The sequence below is a fragment of the Niallia sp. CD-39 genome (genome assembly GCF_059874745.1).
In genome coordinates, this window is sequence record NZ_JCBCPS010000006.1 from 55468 (window position 1) to 73238 (window position 17771).

Genomic DNA, 17771 nt, shown 5'->3' on the forward strand with positions numbered 1-17771 from the left:
GAATGAATGAACGCTATGTGGAAATGAGAGCGCATTTCTTTCGAAGAGAGAAAAATCGAAAGGTAGAATTCTCATTAGGAGAACTAGAAGAAGTATGGCATTGCACAAGGCGCAATGTGAAAAGGGTATTACACCAGCTAGAGGACGAGAGTTTACTATACTATGAGCCTGGAAAAGGGAGAGGCAATCGTTCAAAGATTACCTATGTTGCTGACTTTCAAGATGAGGTTGAGAGGGCGATTCGAAATTATATAGACATGGATCAATTAGAGAAACTCTCTCATCTTCTTCGAATGCCGATTCCAGAGGCATGGATTGCAAAATCATCTTTACTCATTCGTGATCGTCTTGGTCTCCACCGAAATGAGGAAGCCCAGGATGTCCTTTATTTATTCAAGTCGCGACCTTTTTCTACATTAGATCCTTTGAAGTTCGCCGTCACATTAGAGGCACATATTGTTTCACATCTTGGAGACACACTTGTGAAATATGACGTTGAGAGGGAGAAGGTAGTTCCACATCTAGCGCACCATTATTCGGTAGAGGACAACCGAATATGGACCTTTTATTTGCGAAAAGGAGTACTCTTTCATAACCATGAAGAGTGCACGAGTGAGGATGTGTATTATACAATTGAGCGTCTTAGTAAATCGCAACATTCACGTTCTTGGTTGACGGAGCAGATTAAAGAAGTGACCTCGCAAAATGACTATCAACTAACCATCACATTAATGGAGCCAAATCCATTTTTTATTCGTTACCTCTGCTCGCCAGCATTTTGTATTTTGCCTAAATCTGTTGAATTCGATGAGCAAAAATGGATAGGTACGGGGCCATTTTCATTAAAAGAGAGAACAAAGAACAAATTAATTCTTCAAGCACATTCTGGGTACTTTAAGGAACGACCTTTAATAGACGAAATTCATTTTTATACTGTATCAAAGGATGCAGAAAATACATTATACCTTTCAACATCAAAGAGCAGTAACGAAAAAGCCAAGGTGATCTCAGTAAAACATTCTGGATTTCAATTGCTGATGTTCCATCAAAGAGAACAATCTGTTGTGAGTCATCCAGCATTTCGTGAGGCTATGTACCATCTTTATAAAATTGATGTAATGAAAAGGGAACTAAACCTAGAAATCATTGAAGCAACGGGCTTCACGAATGAAAAGAGGGCAAAGCATCATCAGGACCCAAAGCGAGTTCAGCGATTATTGGATGAAGCGAACTATAAGGGGGAGACATTGATACTTTGTCACTTCGATACGAAACATGCAACAAGAGAAGCCACTTGGTTACAACAGTGGGCAAAAAAGGTAGGAATTCATCTGGAAACGAGAAAAGTGTCCTATGACACTTATGCCAATGGAGAAGTAGGAGAAATGGTCGACCTTTTTCTTCTAGGTATCGCCTTTCATTATGACACTCATCTATCGTTTTTGAGTTTGTTTAAGGATCAGGCGTTAATCACCTTTTTACTGAGGGAAGATCACATTAAAGTGCTTGCGGTCATGCTGAAGCAATTCGAAACAGCTCTTTCGGCAGTAGATAGACATAAGGTATTGAAGAAAATAGAGGATTATATACATGAACATCGGTTATTTCTTTTTCTTTATCATCCAAAAGTACAAAGGGAGCTCGATCCTATCCTACAGGATGCAGTGTCCCAATCATACGGTCATCTAGATTTTACGAAGCTATGGATTAAGAGATAGATAGAAATTCCCTCAAAAGAACGCTATTCTTTATAAAGAACAATAATAAACTATATATTGAATTAAATAGAAAGATATACTATACTTAAATCGTTCTTAAAAAAGAACAGAATAATCTATATTGAGGTGGTTTATTGAAAAGAATCTTTCAATATCTTTCTAATGGGTTGTTTGCACTCCTTATTCTTTTTGGAATTGGATCCATGTTTATTTTGGTGCAAGGAAAAGTGAACCCAGATCAAAGCCCACATCTCTTCGGCTTTAAGATGATGACGGTTTTGACTGGTAGTATGGAACCGAATGTTGATGCTGGATCTCTCATTATTGTAAAAGAAGTACCGCCGAGTGCCATTAAGGTAAATGATGTGATTACTTACAAGCTAAATGACACTACATTAGTCACTCATAGGGTTAATGAGATGGAATTTAAAGATGGACAAGCTCTTTACGAAACGAAAGGAGACGCGAATAACATTGTAGATGAACAACTTGTTAGAGCGGATCAACTGGAGGGAAAGCTTGTTTGGCATTTTCCATACATAGGCTCGTTTATTCAGTCATTACAGGGTGGGGCTGGGGTAGCAATCATCATTTTTATCACTCTATGTATGGTTTTGTCCATGATTGGGAAGAAGCTCGTTTTAGAGATGAGAAAAGAAAAATATAAAAGGGGAGAAAGAATTTGAAAAACAAAAAAATTGTATTCGGCTCTGTAGCGATGATGTTCATAGTAGCTGCAATGATTTCGACGGTTGCCTATTTTACAAAAACATTTGTCAGTGATGGAAATACATTAGCTGCTGCCAAATTCACAGTGGATACAGTCAATAATGAAGGCAGAACAATTGGAGATGGGGAATTCTCAATTGATGGGAATCTTTACCCAGGAATGGAATTGACAGAAGTGTATGCTTTCCAGATTAATAAGAACGATACTGAGGTGCCAGTTGAGTATACAGTAAACTTTACCCCTTCTGGTGAATTGTTTCCAAGCGGTCAAGATTCCCCCGTTCAATTATCCTTACAACGTTTAATCGGTGATAAATGGGTAGCTATTGATTTTCAATCTTCTTTTAGACCTGATGTAGACGAGGAGAAGTTCAAAATATTTGTAAGCTGGCCACATAGTGATCGTGATATCGATTTTCAAGGAAGGACAGGAAATATAAAACTAGAAGTAATCGCTACACAAGTGGATGAATTGGTAGAAGAAGAGCCTGTTGGCCCACCGTATACAACGGGAGAAATTGAGTTTAAATCTACTTCAAATGGTGCAACTAGAGTAACTACAGGGAAAGAAATTAACTTCTATTATGATCAGGACGGCAAAAGAGTAATTGAAGTAACGATGGGGGATGGCAATCCAAATGGCTCGTTTGAAAAAACAGTCGGGAACTTCCGCGTTGTTGAAGATTTCTTCCCTGATGGAGTAACCCAAGTGTACCGTGTGATTACGGACTTTGACTACTTTGCAGGGGACGATTCTGTCGCGAACAATCGAAAATGGAGATCTGATAAAAACGATATAGTATTACAGGATGGTGTCGTAACTTTTCCAAGGTTTAATGGACCGTACTTAAAAATTGAGTCTGTCGAGTTGTACAATTGGTTTAAAGAAAACAATTAAGAAAAAAGGCAGTCGCTCATGACGCGGCTGCCTATCGCTTGTGAGACATGATTCGTCTATATCCAACCATTCCGCTTGATAGAACCAGTACAGCAATGGCAATGAATAAGAGGGTTCGAATGACCTCAATATCAACTTTTACAAGAATCCCGATATAAGCCCAAACAAGCACGAGTGGATAAACAAAATCTTGGAATCGAAATGTTACTGTCAGGGCGATGAGCGCGCCAGCAATCAGCATGATTATGGACCAAGTTTGCTCGCTCATTCCTAGGAAAGGGGAATAATCCTCGCTAACGAACCAGACAAAAACATTCAAAATACTTGCTGCTGTGATCCATCCCATATACATTGAAAAAGGTAGTATCTCAAAGAAAGTATGATCCTTTGTTTCATGTATTCTTGAGTAGATGATGATTAATGTAATGAGAATTGCAAATATGATGATGGTAGATAAGAATAGCCATTGTTGGGTGAAGACTATAATCCAAAAACCGTTTAAGAAAAAATTTACGACTGGCCAATAACCAAGTCTCTCATAAATAATGGTGTTTTTAGCAAAAAACATACGAATGATCCAAATGAAGAGCAAAGCGTAGATAACACCCCAAATGGAGAAGGCATATCCAGCGGGCTGAATGATTGGCTGATTGGAGTCAGCGACATTTCCTACATTTGTGGCAGACCAATAATTAAGAAAAATCATAATCGCGAAAGCCACGACATAGACGATACTAAGCGTTTTTTGATTTCTCAAAAGCACGACCTCCTCTGTAGTATAGGTATTCACCTAATCAGAGAATATTAAACATTGTGCGCAGGACTGGACCGTCCGAAAACTGCCACTTTGATTCAAGTATTTTTGTAACCTTTAGTACCAAAAAATAAAAAATGTAGACAAAGTCGAAAAACCAACCTTGTCTACATAGTTATCATTTTACGTATTCATATCGTAAATCCTACCTTTAATTAAATAGGCAGCACTTTCTGCGATGTTTGTAATATGGTCTCCTGTGCGCTCTAAGTAACGGTTTATAAAGAGCAATTGCACAAGTTGGTTCGTTTGTTCAGGATGTTCACGCAAATAGTTTGTTAGCGATTTGTATGTTTGATCTGATAAATCATCGACCAAGTCATCGAGATTAGCGACCTCTTTTGCTAATGCCATATCTTCATCAACAAAAGATTGTACAGACATTTGCAGCATTTTTATTGCTGTTTCTTTCATGTCAGCTAATTGGGTATGCTCTTGTAAGTTCTCTGATTTTCCAATCTTAATTGTTGCTTTCGCGATGTTTACAGCAAAGTCAGCGATCCGTTCAATATCGGAAGAAATCTTAATGGCACCAATGATGCTGCGCAAGTCTCTTGCTACAGGCTGCTCTTTAGCCATGAGCCAAACCGAAAACTGATTGATTTCATTTTCAATCTGATCGATGATGTAGTCTTCTTCAATGACTTTTAAAGCTTTTTCAACATCTTGATTGATAAAAGCAGTATACGCTTTTTCAAATGCTGAGATGGTAAGGTCATTCATCTCTTTAATTTTGTTTTTTAACTCAAGCAGGTTTTTGTCAAAGCTTTCTCGAACGACCATAGTAATCCCTCCATTATCCGAATCGTCCAGTGACGTAGTCTTCTGTACGCTGGTCTTTTGGCGTTGAGAAGATTTGATTCGTTTCAGCGTATTCAACGACCTCTCCATTTAAGAAGAATGCTGTTTTATCTGAAACACGTGCAGCTTGCTGCATATTATGTGTAACAATAACAATTGTATAATCCTTCTTCATTTGTGTAATCAACTCTTCAACCTTTAAGGTAGAAATCGGATCAAGAGCTGATGTTGGTTCATCCATTAAAATCACATCTGGTTTCATTGCAATTGCTCGTGCGATACAAACACGTTGCTGTTGACCACCTGATAACCCTAGCGCGGATGATTTTAAGCGATCCTTCACTTCATCCCAGATAGCAGCACCACGCAAGCTTTCTTCAACGATTGCATTCAAGACTTTTTTGCTCTTAATTCCTTGCATGCGAGGGCCGTATGCAACATTATCATAAATACTCATTGGAAAAAGGTTAGGCTTTTGAAAGACCATTCCTACTTTTGTTCGTAATTGAATCACGTCATTTGATCGGTAAATATTCTGTCCCTCGATAACAATATCACCAGCAATTTTGACGCCGTCAATCAAATCATTCATCCGGTTTAGTGTTCTTAAAAACGTGGATTTACCACATCCAGATGGTCCGATCAAGGCAGTAACTTCTTTCTCTTGGATATCTAATGAGACATCGTAAAGTGCTTGCTTTTCTCCGTAAAAAAGATTCAAGTTTCGCACGCTTATTTTCGCATTATTAGATGTAGATTGAGGTGTATTTGTTTGTTGGTCCATTATTGCTGTACCCATACGTAACACTCCTTTTAATAGTTCGCTTTATTTAACTTCTTCGAGATAAATGTAGCAGTCAGATTCAAGAATAAGATAATCACAATTAGCACAATTCCAACAGCAGATGCAAGTGCAATATCTCCAGACTCCTGTGTTACGAGGTAAGAATGGACTGTTAATGTTCGTGCGGATGAAAAGATCCCCTCGGGCATTGCTGCAACTGTACCAGCTGTTAAGAAAATGGCAGCTGATTCACCGACGATCCGTCCGATTGAAAGAATGATTCCAGATAAGATCCCTGGCATTGCACTTGGTAAAATGACTTTATATAGAGTTTGGAGCTTTGTTGAGCCTAGTGCTAAAGAGCCTTCACGATAAGTAGGTGGGACTGTTTTTAATGCTTCCTCTGTCGTTCGAATGATGACCGGTAATACGATAATCGTTAATGTAAGAGAAGCAGCGATAATAGACATTCCGAGTTTTAATGTTGTTACAAAGAATACAGCCCCGAACAATCCGTAAATAATTGATGGAATACCCGTTAAGCTTTCTGTTGCAAAGCGAATCATTCTTACGAGCCTGCCTTGCTTTGCATACTCTTGTAAATATACAGCGGCTAGTATTCCAATTGGTGTTGCAATTATTAATGAAATGACAATTGTATAGATGGTTGTGATGATCATTGGCCAAATACCGCCACCACCTGCAGGTGAATAATCACCAAATATAAAATCAAAGCTGATTAAATGATAGCCTTTATAAAAAATGAAACCGACGATGGTTAAGAGGACGGCAATGGTTAAAAAGGCAGAGAACCATAAAAGCCCACGTAGTAGATTGTCATTAAACCTTCTCAACTTATTTACCACCCTTCGAACTGATTTTTGCTAAAACAAAGTTTAGGATTAGGATAAAGGAGAACAAAACAATACCAGTTGCGAATAACATTTCTTGGTGTGTACCAAATGCATATCCCATTTCTAAAGCGATATTTGTTGTAAGAGGTCTCACACTATCCGTTAGGCTTGTCGGAACGATTAAGCTGTTTCCTGCAACTAAGATTACAGCCATAGTTTCTCCAATTGCACGTCCAAGCCCTAATACAATAGCTGCCATAATTCCAGATTTTGCTGACGGAACAACAACTTTAAAGATTGTTCCAATTTGTGAAGCACCTAAAGCTAAAGAGCCTTCACGATAGGTTTTTGGCACCGCTCTAATCGCGGTTTCAGCTACGGTGACGATGGTCGGTAGCATCATGATTGCTAATACTAGTATGACGGCAATTAATGTCTGTCCTTTGACTAGACCAAGTTGGTTTTGCAAAAACGGAACAATAATAGCTAAACCGAATACTCCATATAAAACAGAAGGAATACCTGCCAATAGTTGAACAGCAGGAGAGATAATTTTTGCAACGCTCTTCGGTGCAATTTCTGCTAAGAAGATGGCAGTGAATAGTCCAACTGGAACACCAATAACAAGGGCGCCGATTGTTGCATAGATGGAAGCAACAATCATTGGGAAGATGCCATATTTATCTTCGCTTGGCACCCAATCTGTACCAAATAGGAATGACAAGAAGCTATACCCATCTGCTAAAAAAGGATTAGATCCTTTGTAAAATACGAAACCGATGATAAGCAATAAACTGATTACTGAGAGTAAGGCACAAAAGAGAAAAAGTTTTGCTGATACATTTTCAAGAAAATATTTACGTTTATTGTTTTGATTCATTTGAGTATTAAATGAATCATTTTGTTGTTTCGGCATGAATGATACCTCCAAGCTAGCATAACTACTGTATTGGAATTGCGCCAACTTCAGCGACAATTTTTTGTCCATCAGGACTTAGAATGAAATCTATAAATGATCTGCCAGCCTCTGAAATCGTTTCTTCTTTATGCACGAACAGGAATGGTCTTGAAAGTTGATATTTTTGATCTAAAACATTTTGAGCAGTCGCTTCAACACCGTTAATTTTCATCGTAGAGATGGTATCATCAATGTACTCAAATGATATAAATCCAATAGCATGACGATTTGTCGCTACAGTCGTTTTAATATTTCCATTTCCACTTGCGACGATTGAATTTCGAATTAATTGACCAGAAGTATAGTCAACAATTTCTTGGAAAGCATCACGTGAACCAGATCCATCTTCACGTGATACGACTACAATCTCCATATCATCCCCACCAAGGTCTTTCCAGTTGGTGATTTTCCCAGTGAAAATATCTTTTACTTGCTCCATTGTTAAGTCGCTTACCTTATTAGTAGGATGTGCAACGATTACGATTCCATCATAAGCAATAATTGTTTCTGTTAATCCACTCGCAACTTCTCCTTCTTTTAAATCACGAGAGGACATGCCTATTTCTGAAACCCCAGAAATTGCATTTGTTATTCCAGCTGAGGAACCGATTTGGTTTACTTCTATTTTGACGTTTGCATTTTCACTCTGGTGCTTATCCGCAAGTTTTTCCGTTAATGGTCCGACGGATGTGGAGCCAGAGATCGCAATAGTGCTTGTTTCACCAGAGGAATTGCCTTGTCCAGCTTGTTCTCCATCATTACTGCATGCAGTTAAGAAGAGTGCAAATGATGCAATGAAGCCGATAAATGCTTTTTTATTAAAAGATGGCATGAAAAAACCCTCCAAATTTCGATTGCTTGTTAACGTACAAGTCAAGAATACTGGATGTGAGTAAATGTTCTATTAATCATTCGTAAAGATTTTGTAAATTTTTTAGTCTTTCATATTATCGTTTGAATTAGTCAGCCTACTTATAATAAGAAAAAAATGTAAAGAGAGGAAATAATAATAGATTGAATATTATTAAATTTTTGTAAATAACGCCTTCGAATGGAGAAGTCTTTAGAATTGTTCTTCCCCTGTATAACGATGAATAACCTTTTCCATCTGCAAAATTTGAATAGCTGAGGGAGGATGTGAGTAGTACAGTATAATAGGGTGCCAAATATTTCTTTTTTTGTTATTGTTAGAATATTAAATATGAAGGAGTGATCAAAATGAAAATCAAAGCAAAGGTGATAGAGCTTTAATAGCGTTTAAAGTCTTCTATCACGTAATCATACTTTACAGAATAGGATGATAGGAGAGAAGAAATTGAATAAATCAATTTTTGAAGATAATTTTGAGAAATATGGTGATCCATTAGAATATGATCATCGATATAACCATATTAAAAATGAAATGCCACTCTTGTTAAAGTATGCAAAAGACTTAGGGAAACCATTTGTGGAACTTGGTTGTGGTTCTGGTCGTTTGACGATTCCTATGGCTGAAATAGGATATAAAATGATTGGGGTAGATCTCCATGAAGGGATGTTAAATCTCGCAAAGATAAAAGCAAATCATGCTGGACTACCAATTGCATTTCATCATCAAGATTGTACAATATTGCGACTGGAAGAAAAGACAAATTTTATGTTTATGGTAGGCAATTCTTTTCAACACTTTTTAACAAATGAAAGTCAAGATATGTTGTTATCTTCTGTAAGAAACCACTTAATACATGAGGGAATCTTCATTTTTGATACGAGAAATCCGATTTTACACGAACTAGCAGTAGTAGAAAAGTACGAAAATCGCTATGCAAATAAAGAGAAGCAAGATGTTGTTGAAAGAGGCGAGGATATTTACGATCATCTTTCACAAATACTATCGTGCTATGAAGAGCGTGATCTCTATGAAAATGGAAGGTACATTCGAACGGACAAAGACAAAATCTTGCTTCGCTATACGTATCCATTAGAATTAATGCGGTTACTAAAAGAACATGGTTTTGAAATCGTGGAATTGTTTGGGGACTGGGAGGAGGGGGAATTAACTCCAAAGAGTTTACAAATGGTAATTGTCTGTAGAAGGAAATAATATGAAGTTGCTGGACATAATTATCTTCAAATAATGATTTATAAAGGAGACTTTGAACACACTCAAAGTCTCCTTTATAAATCATTTTTTAACCATTAACACAAGTTGGCTTGTTGCATCAGAATCTTTTTTAGAATAGTCTTAACGATTTCTTAATATACAAAAACTTAGGTTATATTTCTACTTTTGAGAGACAAAACCATTAATTGTCGTTTTGTATATTCGTGTTTATTTCTTAAGAGTTTTCATTCGGAAAAGCCGATGATTCTTTAGTTTGTTGATCATACTAGCTTACGACATAGTCTATTCTTTTAACTAATTGAGTGAGTTCTTTCAAGGATAACTGCTCATGGCATTCATGTTCCATTTCAAGTATAATTTCATACTCAAGTAGATTATTTATAGTTTGTTGAATTTTCTGATTAAATATTAATGATACTTCCCAATCGATTTCTTCAGATAAGCGTAAATTTATCCGCATTCAATTTAATCTTTGTATCATTGATAAACATGGCTCCTTGGTCAATCAATTTCTCCTCGATTAATTGGCAACAGAATTGGAAGAGGCCATGGTGAATTGGCGAATTAATTATTTTTCCTCTAAATGAACACGAAATCTGTTAATTGTGCGGAAACTTTGATTGTATCCTTGTGCTAGCTCATATCATATGGATACTGTCATTAATAGGTGTTCAATCTTGTTTGAAAAGGTCGATTGAGCGGAGGCACATAAGATGATTATTAGCATCATACGTGGATGATAGGCAGGACAGCCTTCTTATCAAAAGAATGGTTCGAAGGTTTCAAGAGGAATACTTTTAGCTAAATGGTGAATATGGAAAGTAGTCCTATCTTTTCTTTATAATTTCACTTTTAAATTTAAAGGCAATACTAATTGAATTTGTGTTCTAATTTTTAAACATTAAGACCCTTCTTTCTTTTGAACTTTGGTGTGATAACTTTATATTATAAGTAAGGTCCTTATAAATAATTCAAAAATATTCAAAGCCGACGAAATTTTACTCGTGGTATAAATTCACCGGCTTTTTCATTTTAGAGATGGGTTTTGTCCAAGTCTCTTTTTAATTTAATATCCTATAGGCGGGTTACATGCTTTACGAACTACTTTTACATAGTTACTAGTTGTACGCCAAGGTTCGATATTCCAAGGGTTTTTAACTCCTTTGATAGTGTCAGCATGACAATGTAATTGAGCTCTCATACTTGCAGTGTTATTCCAGTTTCTGTCATTCTTATGTTTATTATAAACAACTTCCCAACGATATTTATGTAAATGAGCCTCTACAATTGGGTTTGCAGGTTTTTGCCATGCATTTGGTTTAGGATTTAAAGATAAAGTTACACCTTCAGAACGTGTATTCCAAGCTGATCCAGAATAATAATCAGAAAATGCAGTAGGGGTACTTGATAAAGTAGATATACGATTTCCAAGTGATGCTAATATTTCATTTTCATATTTCTCTAGTTCACTATTATCATAAACAGCAAAGATTGCATTTTCACTTGTTGGATCTCCCGAAAGTAGTGCTAAATAAAAATCTCCGTCTGCAAAATCAATTTCTGATGCTTTTTTTATAGTGTACTTATAACCTAATTCATCAATTAGTTCATCATTATCGCTTACATTTTTGTTTTCATTTGCAAAAGTGTAAGTGGATGTAATAGGAGCTATTAAAAAAATCGCTAATACAATAATAAAAAGTTTTTTCATTTCTCATCACCCTCATGTTTTTTTGATATATTAACATTTTTGGTAAATATATCATATGTAAATATTACAATATTTTTTAAAATTAGTAAATTTATATTGTGATATAATGTAAAAAAATATAAAAAGTAGGTGCATTTTATGTTAGGAGAAACGTTTACATGGTTACGTCCTATTTATTATTTAATTGCAGTGGTACTAGTCTTTAATTTTGTATATTTAGTTTTTCTAAAAAACAAAATTAAATCAACTACTTATGTATTACTAAATTCATTCTTTTTTGTATTAATAGGATTAATTTTATTAATTATTCAAGGTTTTATTGTTGATGAATTTAACAGATCTGGAGACTCTATTATTTTTTATTTATCTATACTTTTTGTTATTATCTTTTTTTTAAGTTTAATATTTAATACCAAAAATAAATCAGCTTAAACGCTAATTATAATTTGTGATTAATAAAACAATCCTTACTTTCAGCAGTCATATTTTGATTTGATTTTATGAATAATCTAAACTTTTGCGATACGTCTAGACTTTTCATCTTGGAAGATTATAAGGACATTCTTACTTTTTGGTATTTTCGCATAGAGCGGGACAAAGTCTTACTTCGCTATATGCATCCAAATGGCTTTGAAATCGTGGAATTGTTTGGGGACTGGGAGGAAAAGGAGCTAACAAGTACGAGCTTGCAAATGGTCGTTGTTTGTCAATTGAAATAAGTGTGAGCCTTTCTTAATCAAACGTTTGATTAAGAAAGGCTTTTTTACTGTTCAAAGTGGTGAGGAGAGAATATATATAATATAAAAAAGAAGGTAGTTAATGATGAAAAGAAATAATGGACAATCGAGTTTTCCAATTCGTATGTGCTTACCTGGAGGCTATCGATATTGTGGTCCAGGCTGTAGTGGTCCGGGAAAGCCAATTAATTCAGTAGATGCATGTTGTAAGAAACATGATGAATGTGTAGCAAAGTATGGTTTGGATTGTAGATGTGACCATGCTTTGATTCGTTGTATAGAAAAGAAGTCTTATGAAAGCAGCAAAGAAGGAGAAGCAGCAAAGCTTGTAACGAATGCAATGAATGTTTGGACGACCATCCGTTGTAACAAACGGTATTGGACTTAAAGATTAGAATATGTTGGAAAAGATATGAGAGTATAGTAAAATGTAATTGTTTGAAAATACAGATATTTAGGAGGTTTTTATGAGTCTTGCACCTTTTCCTGGTTTGACGAAGCTTGAGTGTGATCTTGTAGAAAAGGAGTTTTTATTAGTTGGACAAAGCTTAACCGCAAATTTCCCCAATGGATTCCCAGACGCCGCCATAAAAATTCAACAAGCATTTGAACTCCGAAGAGATGAAGTAAAACATGCACTTAATAAGGAAATCATGATTAGTCCATATATGTGTAATGAAATCATGGCAACGTATTTTGCATGCTTAGAAGTAGAACAATTCGATGAAGTTCCAGAAGATATGCATAAAATTCATCTTCCTCTCACTAAATATGCACGTGTTCGCTGTACAAACAAATCGGTTGGTGAAGGCTATAATAAGATCTTTCATTGGATGAGCGAAAATGGCTACGTTGAAAAGAGACTCTACTATACGTTCCCAGTTGAAATCTATTACTTTGAAGATAATGTAGATGAAGAAAATGTAGATTTGTTGATTCCAATTAAGGATGTAGAATAAATATGCTTGAAGTGAGTCGTTTGAAATGTGATGTTGTTGAAAAGGCATTTTTGCTAGTTGGACAAAGTGTGACAACAAACTTTCCACATGATGCTATTAAAGTTCAAATGGATTTTAAAGAAAGGCAATCTGTCATTAAAAATTCTGAACGGCCGAATGTAATTATCAGTCCATATCTTTGTAACGATCTAGTAGTAACGTATTTTGCATGCGTAGAAGTACGAGAGTTAGCTGATGTTCCTGAAGGGATGATTGGTTTTGCCATTCCAGAAAGCAAATATGCCCGTGTACGATATTCAAATCGTTCAATTGACCAAGGGTATGGCACGCTTTTTCAATGGATGGGTGAAAACAATTACACGCAAAAGTCTCTCCAAGGCACATTCCCGATTGAAATCTTTTATATGGATGAGGGGAAGGATGTGCTTGATGTTGAGCTTTTGATCCCAATCCATACGCCATCAGTGTAAGTTGACTTCAAACACTGTTAAAGGGTCGGTTCAAATATTAGTTAAAAGTAGATAATCAACTCAAACATACCTAAGTTCAGGTATGTTTGAGATTGTAGACAAAGTCGATTTCCGACTTTGTCTACATTTTTTCGTAGTACTTTTTTATAATAAGAGAAAACCTCAGAATGTCTTGAAAACGCTTGTCAGACTAAGCGTGCGGTCGAATAAAGACCCGAATAGAACACAAGGTTCATGAGGGGACGAGTGAGACAAACAACGACGTATGCGAGCGTTTGTCAACAGTCTGAAACATACCTAAGTTCAGGTATGTTTTATTATTTTAACTTGAATACGAAGTTTGATTCGATTATTATCTAATTAGATATATATCTAATTAAAGAAGAGGTATTAAAAATGAATGTCATAAATTTACTTAAGCAAGAAAGAGAATATCGAAAGCTATTTAGTGCAGGAATTTTAAATGGAATTGGAGATCGCTTTAGTCAAGTCGCTGTATTAGCTTTGCTATTACACATCACTGGTTCTGGCTTAGCCGTCGGAATTACACTAGCAATTCGTGTCATCCCATTTCTGTTTTTTGCACCATTAGGCGGTTGGTTGGCAGATCGCATTTCTCGTAAATCGATTTTAGTATTAACAGATTTTATTCGTATACTATTTGCTCTTTCGTTTCTTTTTGTAAATGAATCAACAATCTGGGTAGTGTATGTCGGTACTTTTTTTCTTGCGGTAGGGGAAGCGATTTATGCACCAGCAAGAAAATCACTCATACCGCAAATTGTGAGGCATGAAAACATTGTAAAAGTGAATGGGCTGGAACAGGTGATGCTGGGGGTTGTCCTCATTGGAGGTTCATTAACAGGTGGACTTGTTTCATTCTTAATTGGTCCGCACATCACTTTTTTTGTGAATGGGTTGTCCTTCTTCGTTGCGGGGTTGATTTTAACAAGATTGTCTGAACCTCCAAATATGGATGTACGATCAGATGAAGATGAGAAGCAGAATCGTTCGATCATCAAGCTATTTTTCACATCCAATGTGCTGATTGTAGTGCTAATGACGGAAATCTTTATTCCTTTATTAAATGGCATTGATAATGTCTTAATTAGTGTTTATGCGGTGCAAGAATTCCAGCTAGCAGACATTGGGGTAGGGCTTTTCTACGGTGCATTAGGGGTAGGGTTGATGCTCAGCTTCGTGGTAGCGGAACGATTGAATAATAGGCTACTATACGTAGGTCTCATCGTTCTAGTTTTGGAAGGTGTTTTTTTGTTTTTCATTAGCACTACAGAAAGCGTCTACGCAGCGGTTCTTTTCTTCATAACCGTCGCATTTTTTTCTGGTTTAGGAAATGTGTGCTTCGACTCTGTCGTGATGAAACAAGTACCTAAGAGCATGCAAGGAAAAGTATTTGGCTTCCTTACGACAATTTCTAATACACTCATTGGGCTATCAATGTTTTTAGCGGGAGTAGCTTTAGAGGTTTTTCCTCCTAGATTGCTTGGAGCAGTTGGAGGAATTGGCTTTATCGTTGTAGGGTTTCTACTTTTATTATTCTTAATGTTCAATAAACTTAATAAAAAATAAGGATAAATATGTTAATATGAAAGTGGAGGTGGCAAATGAAGAGAAGCATACGGCAACATTTGTTTCCACTAATCTGTCTAATTATAATGATTCTAATTTTTGGATCATTGCTTACGAATAATATCATTAAAAATGTTCAGGAACGTACTCAGCTTGTTGATGACTTTAACGAAAAAAAGAGTGAACTCATTTGGTTATCTGTTCTAGACTATGACGACATCCGATTGGAAAATGTAGTTGAAGATTCTGAGCTTATAGGGCTCCTAGTCGAAGAACTAGCGTCTGCGAAGCTCAATGTGACGCTTATCAAACCATCTGTAGTAGATGTATCTTATTCGTTGTTACTGCGTAGTAACAGGGGAGATTACTTCAGCTTAGACATAGATAAAAATGGCAAATATTTCTTCAATGGCTATAGAGTTGCTAGTGAATTACAAAACGTAAATGAAGTATTGGAAATCTCCAAAAATCAGTAGAAGGCACTTAGGAAACTAGGTGTTTTCGTTTTTTAAAGAAGGAGTGACAGCATTTGTATGTAAAAGTATATCGTTATAGAGTGCATCCGGATTGCGTGGAGCAATATTCTTCTGTGCAAAGACAAGCAAGGCTCCATTATCAAGCTGTAGGGCAAATAAAAACTATGTACTTGAAGCAGAGGGATTCTTCATCCTCTTGGACGGAATATAGCTATTATGAAAGTGAATCAGCATATCAGAATGGAATGAAGCAGTTAGAAGGAAATGAAGAATTAAATAGGCTCTATCAAGAGTTCCTCTCTTGTCTTGTAGAAGGAACAGAGATCATAGAAGAGGAGTATATACAGATTGAACTGTGAGGCGACGAAATATGAAAACAACGATTTTATTTGACTTAGATGGAACGTTATTGAATCGGGATGCATCTTTAAAAAGGTTTGCAGATATTCAGTTTCATCGCCTAAGACAGTTTATTCACACATCGCATAAGCTAAAGTATGTACAACGGCTTATTGAACTGGACGAAAGAGGTTATCGTTCAAAACAACAAGTATTCGAGCTGATGGCGACAGAAGGGCTTATTCACTCTACTTCAGTAGTAATTTTTGTAAAGGACTATTATGAACAATTTCATCACCATTCAATTTCATTTCCTTATGCTATTGACCTTTTAAAGTATGTAAAAAAAGCTGGTTGGAAGCTTGGGCTGATTACAAATGGTTCGATAAGCATGCAACAATCGACGATGAGTTCAATCGGGATCGTACCGTTTTTTGATACAATTGTAATTTCTGAAAGAGTAGGAATGAAAAAGCCAGATCATCGTATTTTTCTTCATGCATGTGGTCAATTAAAGGTGAAGCCCGAAGACTGCTTTTTTGTTGGGGATCATCCAGTGAATGATATAAGAGCAGCTCGTGAAGTAGGGATGACCACGATTTGGAAAAGGGATTCTCAATGGAACGATGAAAATGCTGATTTTACAATTGATGAGCTAGACGAAATAATAGAAATTTGTCAAAAGATAAAGATATAGAATAAGGGGAACTAGTCGATACTAATGGAATGCAACGACGGTGGTGTACTATTTTCCTTAGGTAAACACTTTTTTCCGCCTATTACTTTTGTAGAAGGAGGGAAAAAGGTTGCTCTAGACCCACTCAATCCACGTTTGCTATGCTATTAACGCATATGGAATGGGGGACGACATATGGTTGAACAGAAATACAAAAATTTAAAAAAGGGTGAACGTGGGGCAATTATCAGTATTATTGCTTATTTAATTCTATCGGTTTTGAAGTTAATAGTTGGAGTCTACGCTGGCTCTGAGGCTTTGAAGGCAGATGGTTTGAATAACGCAACAGATATTGTTGCTTCAATTGCTGTTCTCGTTGGCTTACGAATATCGCAAAAGCCACCAGATGAAAACCATCCTTATGGCCATTGGAAAGCTGAAAACATTGCATCATTGATTGCTTCGTTTATTATGATGGCAATAGGAATACAAGTGCTCCTTGGAGCAGGAAGATCCGTACTTTCTGGAACGAGTGAAGCTCCTGATACGATTGCTACATGGGTCGGAGTTTTGAGCGCTATTGTCATGTTTGGAGTTTATCGGTACAACCGCAAATTAGCAGAAGAAATTGACAGTCAAGCTGTTATGGCAGCTGCTAAGGATAATATATCTGATGCATGGGTAAGTATTGGGGCAACAGTTGGGATCATCGGTGCGCAATTTGGTTTGCCGTGGTTAGATCCTGTTACTGCACTTATTGTTGGGGTGTTAATCTGTAAAACTGCATGGGGGATATTTTCTGATGCATCGCACCATTTAACGGACGGCTTTGATGAAACCCAAATGAATGAATACAAAGAGAATATTATGTCCGTTGAAGGAATTGAGGATGTAAAGGATATTCGTGCACGTAAATATGGTAACAATACCGTTGTTGATATTGTCATATTGGTAAATCCTTCTCTTGATGTAGCGGAGGCACATGATTTAGCAACAATGGTTGAAGAAAAATTAATAAATGAATTCGAAGTCTTTGATGTTCATGTACATGTTGAACCATGTCTAAACAAGTAAAGGCTAGATGATGATTACACCACTATCCTAGTTTTGATGTGGTGTTTTTATTGTCAATCGCATCGGTTAAGAGGTAAGA

Annotated in this window: 19 protein-coding genes; 12 read left to right on the forward strand and 7 right to left on the reverse strand. The window is 36.4% G+C overall.

Features of this window, described 5'->3' with window-relative positions:
* The first annotated feature begins 2 nt into the window (after nt 1-2).
* From AC6F34_RS13580 to AC6F34_RS13590, 3 genes are all read left to right on the forward strand, one after another.
* Complete coding sequence (locus AC6F34_RS13580; protein WP_500773023.1) at nt 3-1718, forward strand: ABC transporter substrate-binding protein; 1716 nt, start codon at nt 3-5, stop codon at nt 1716-1718.
* Between the two features lie 134 nt (nt 1719-1852).
* Nucleotides 1853-2404, forward strand: coding sequence for a signal peptidase I (locus AC6F34_RS13585; protein ID WP_500773025.1), 552 nt, complete (start codon nt 1853-1855; stop codon nt 2402-2404).
* Nucleotides 2401-3345, forward strand: a complete 945-nt coding sequence (locus AC6F34_RS13590; protein WP_500773027.1) for a hypothetical protein — start codon at nt 2401-2403, stop codon at nt 3343-3345. The genes AC6F34_RS13585 and AC6F34_RS13590 overlap by 4 nt, the downstream gene beginning before the upstream one ends.
* Nucleotides 3346-3376: 31 nt before the next feature.
* Here AC6F34_RS13590 and AC6F34_RS13595 read toward each other — a convergent pair whose 3' ends face one another.
* The 6 genes from AC6F34_RS13595 to AC6F34_RS13620 form a co-directional block, all read right to left on the reverse strand.
* Complete coding sequence (locus tag AC6F34_RS13595) at nt 3377-4102, reverse strand: TspO-related membrane protein (RefSeq protein WP_500773029.1); 726 nt, start codon at nt 4100-4102, stop codon at nt 3377-3379.
* Nucleotides 4103-4282: 180 nt separating this feature from the next.
* Nucleotides 4283-4942, reverse strand: coding sequence for a phosphate signaling complex protein PhoU (gene phoU, locus AC6F34_RS13600; protein ID WP_500773031.1), 660 nt, complete (start codon nt 4940-4942; stop codon nt 4283-4285).
* Nucleotides 4943-4955: 13 nt separating this feature from the next.
* Entirely contained in the window at nt 4956-5759 is an 804-nt protein-coding gene (gene pstB, locus AC6F34_RS13605) for a phosphate ABC transporter ATP-binding protein PstB (RefSeq protein WP_500773033.1), read from the reverse strand.
* A 14-nt stretch (nt 5760-5773) separates the two neighbouring features.
* Nucleotides 5774-6598 (reverse strand): phosphate ABC transporter permease PstA, encoded by an 825-nt coding sequence (gene pstA / locus AC6F34_RS13610; protein ID WP_500773035.1) that lies wholly within the window; start codon nt 6596-6598, stop codon nt 5774-5776.
* Between the two features lies 1 nt (nt 6599).
* Nucleotides 6600-7514, reverse strand: coding sequence for a phosphate ABC transporter permease subunit PstC (pstC, locus tag AC6F34_RS13615; protein WP_500773037.1), 915 nt, complete (start codon nt 7512-7514; stop codon nt 6600-6602).
* A gap of 25 nt (nt 7515-7539) precedes the next feature.
* On the reverse strand, nt 7540-8388 hold the full coding sequence (locus tag AC6F34_RS13620) for a phosphate ABC transporter substrate-binding protein (protein WP_500773039.1): 849 nt from the start codon (nt 8386-8388) through the stop codon (nt 7540-7542).
* 483 nt (nt 8389-8871) lie between these two features.
* On the opposite strand from AC6F34_RS13620, the gene AC6F34_RS13625 reads away from it, so the two are divergent.
* Entirely contained in the window at nt 8872-9639 is a 768-nt protein-coding gene (locus AC6F34_RS13625) for a class I SAM-dependent methyltransferase (RefSeq protein ID WP_500773042.1), read from the forward strand.
* A 1087-nt stretch (nt 9640-10726) separates the two neighbouring features.
* On the opposite strand, the gene AC6F34_RS13630 is transcribed toward AC6F34_RS13625, so the two are convergent.
* The gene (locus AC6F34_RS13630; protein ID WP_500773044.1) at nt 10727-11371 is read right to left on the reverse strand and encodes a DUF2599 domain-containing protein; all 645 of its coding nucleotides are present in this window, start codon (nt 11369-11371) and stop codon (nt 10727-10729) included.
* 819 nt (nt 11372-12190) lie between these two features.
* Between AC6F34_RS13630 and AC6F34_RS13635 the strand changes: the two genes are divergently transcribed.
* The 8 genes from AC6F34_RS13635 (at nt 12191) to AC6F34_RS13670 (ending at nt 17692) form a co-directional block, all read left to right on the forward strand.
* The gene (locus AC6F34_RS13635; RefSeq protein ID WP_500773047.1) at nt 12191-12496 is read left to right on the forward strand and encodes a phospholipase A2 family protein; all 306 of its coding nucleotides are present in this window, start codon (nt 12191-12193) and stop codon (nt 12494-12496) included.
* Between the two features lie 79 nt (nt 12497-12575).
* On the forward strand, nt 12576-13067 hold the full coding sequence (locus AC6F34_RS13640; RefSeq protein WP_500773049.1) for a GyrI-like domain-containing protein: 492 nt from the start codon (nt 12576-12578) through the stop codon (nt 13065-13067).
* 2 nt (nt 13068-13069) lie between these two features.
* The gene (locus AC6F34_RS13645; RefSeq protein ID WP_500773051.1) at nt 13070-13537 is read left to right on the forward strand and encodes an effector binding domain-containing protein; all 468 of its coding nucleotides are present in this window, start codon (nt 13070-13072) and stop codon (nt 13535-13537) included.
* A gap of 396 nt (nt 13538-13933) precedes the next feature.
* Entirely contained in the window at nt 13934-15127 is a 1194-nt protein-coding gene (locus AC6F34_RS13650) for an MFS transporter (protein ID WP_500773053.1), read from the forward strand.
* Between the two features lie 35 nt (nt 15128-15162).
* The gene (locus tag AC6F34_RS13655; RefSeq protein WP_500773055.1) at nt 15163-15603 is read left to right on the forward strand and encodes a hypothetical protein; all 441 of its coding nucleotides are present in this window, start codon (nt 15163-15165) and stop codon (nt 15601-15603) included.
* A gap of 53 nt (nt 15604-15656) precedes the next feature.
* Complete coding sequence (locus tag AC6F34_RS13660) at nt 15657-15962, forward strand: hypothetical protein (protein ID WP_500773057.1); 306 nt, start codon at nt 15657-15659, stop codon at nt 15960-15962.
* Between the two features lie 11 nt (nt 15963-15973).
* Nucleotides 15974-16639, forward strand: coding sequence for an HAD family hydrolase (locus AC6F34_RS13665; protein ID WP_500773059.1), 666 nt, complete (start codon nt 15974-15976; stop codon nt 16637-16639).
* Nucleotides 16640-16813: 174 nt separating this feature from the next.
* Nucleotides 16814-17692: a cation diffusion facilitator family transporter gene (locus AC6F34_RS13670; protein ID WP_500773061.1), complete on the forward strand. Its 879-nt coding sequence runs from the start codon at nt 16814-16816 to the stop codon at nt 17690-17692.
* Nucleotides 17693-17771: the final 79 nt, after the last annotated feature.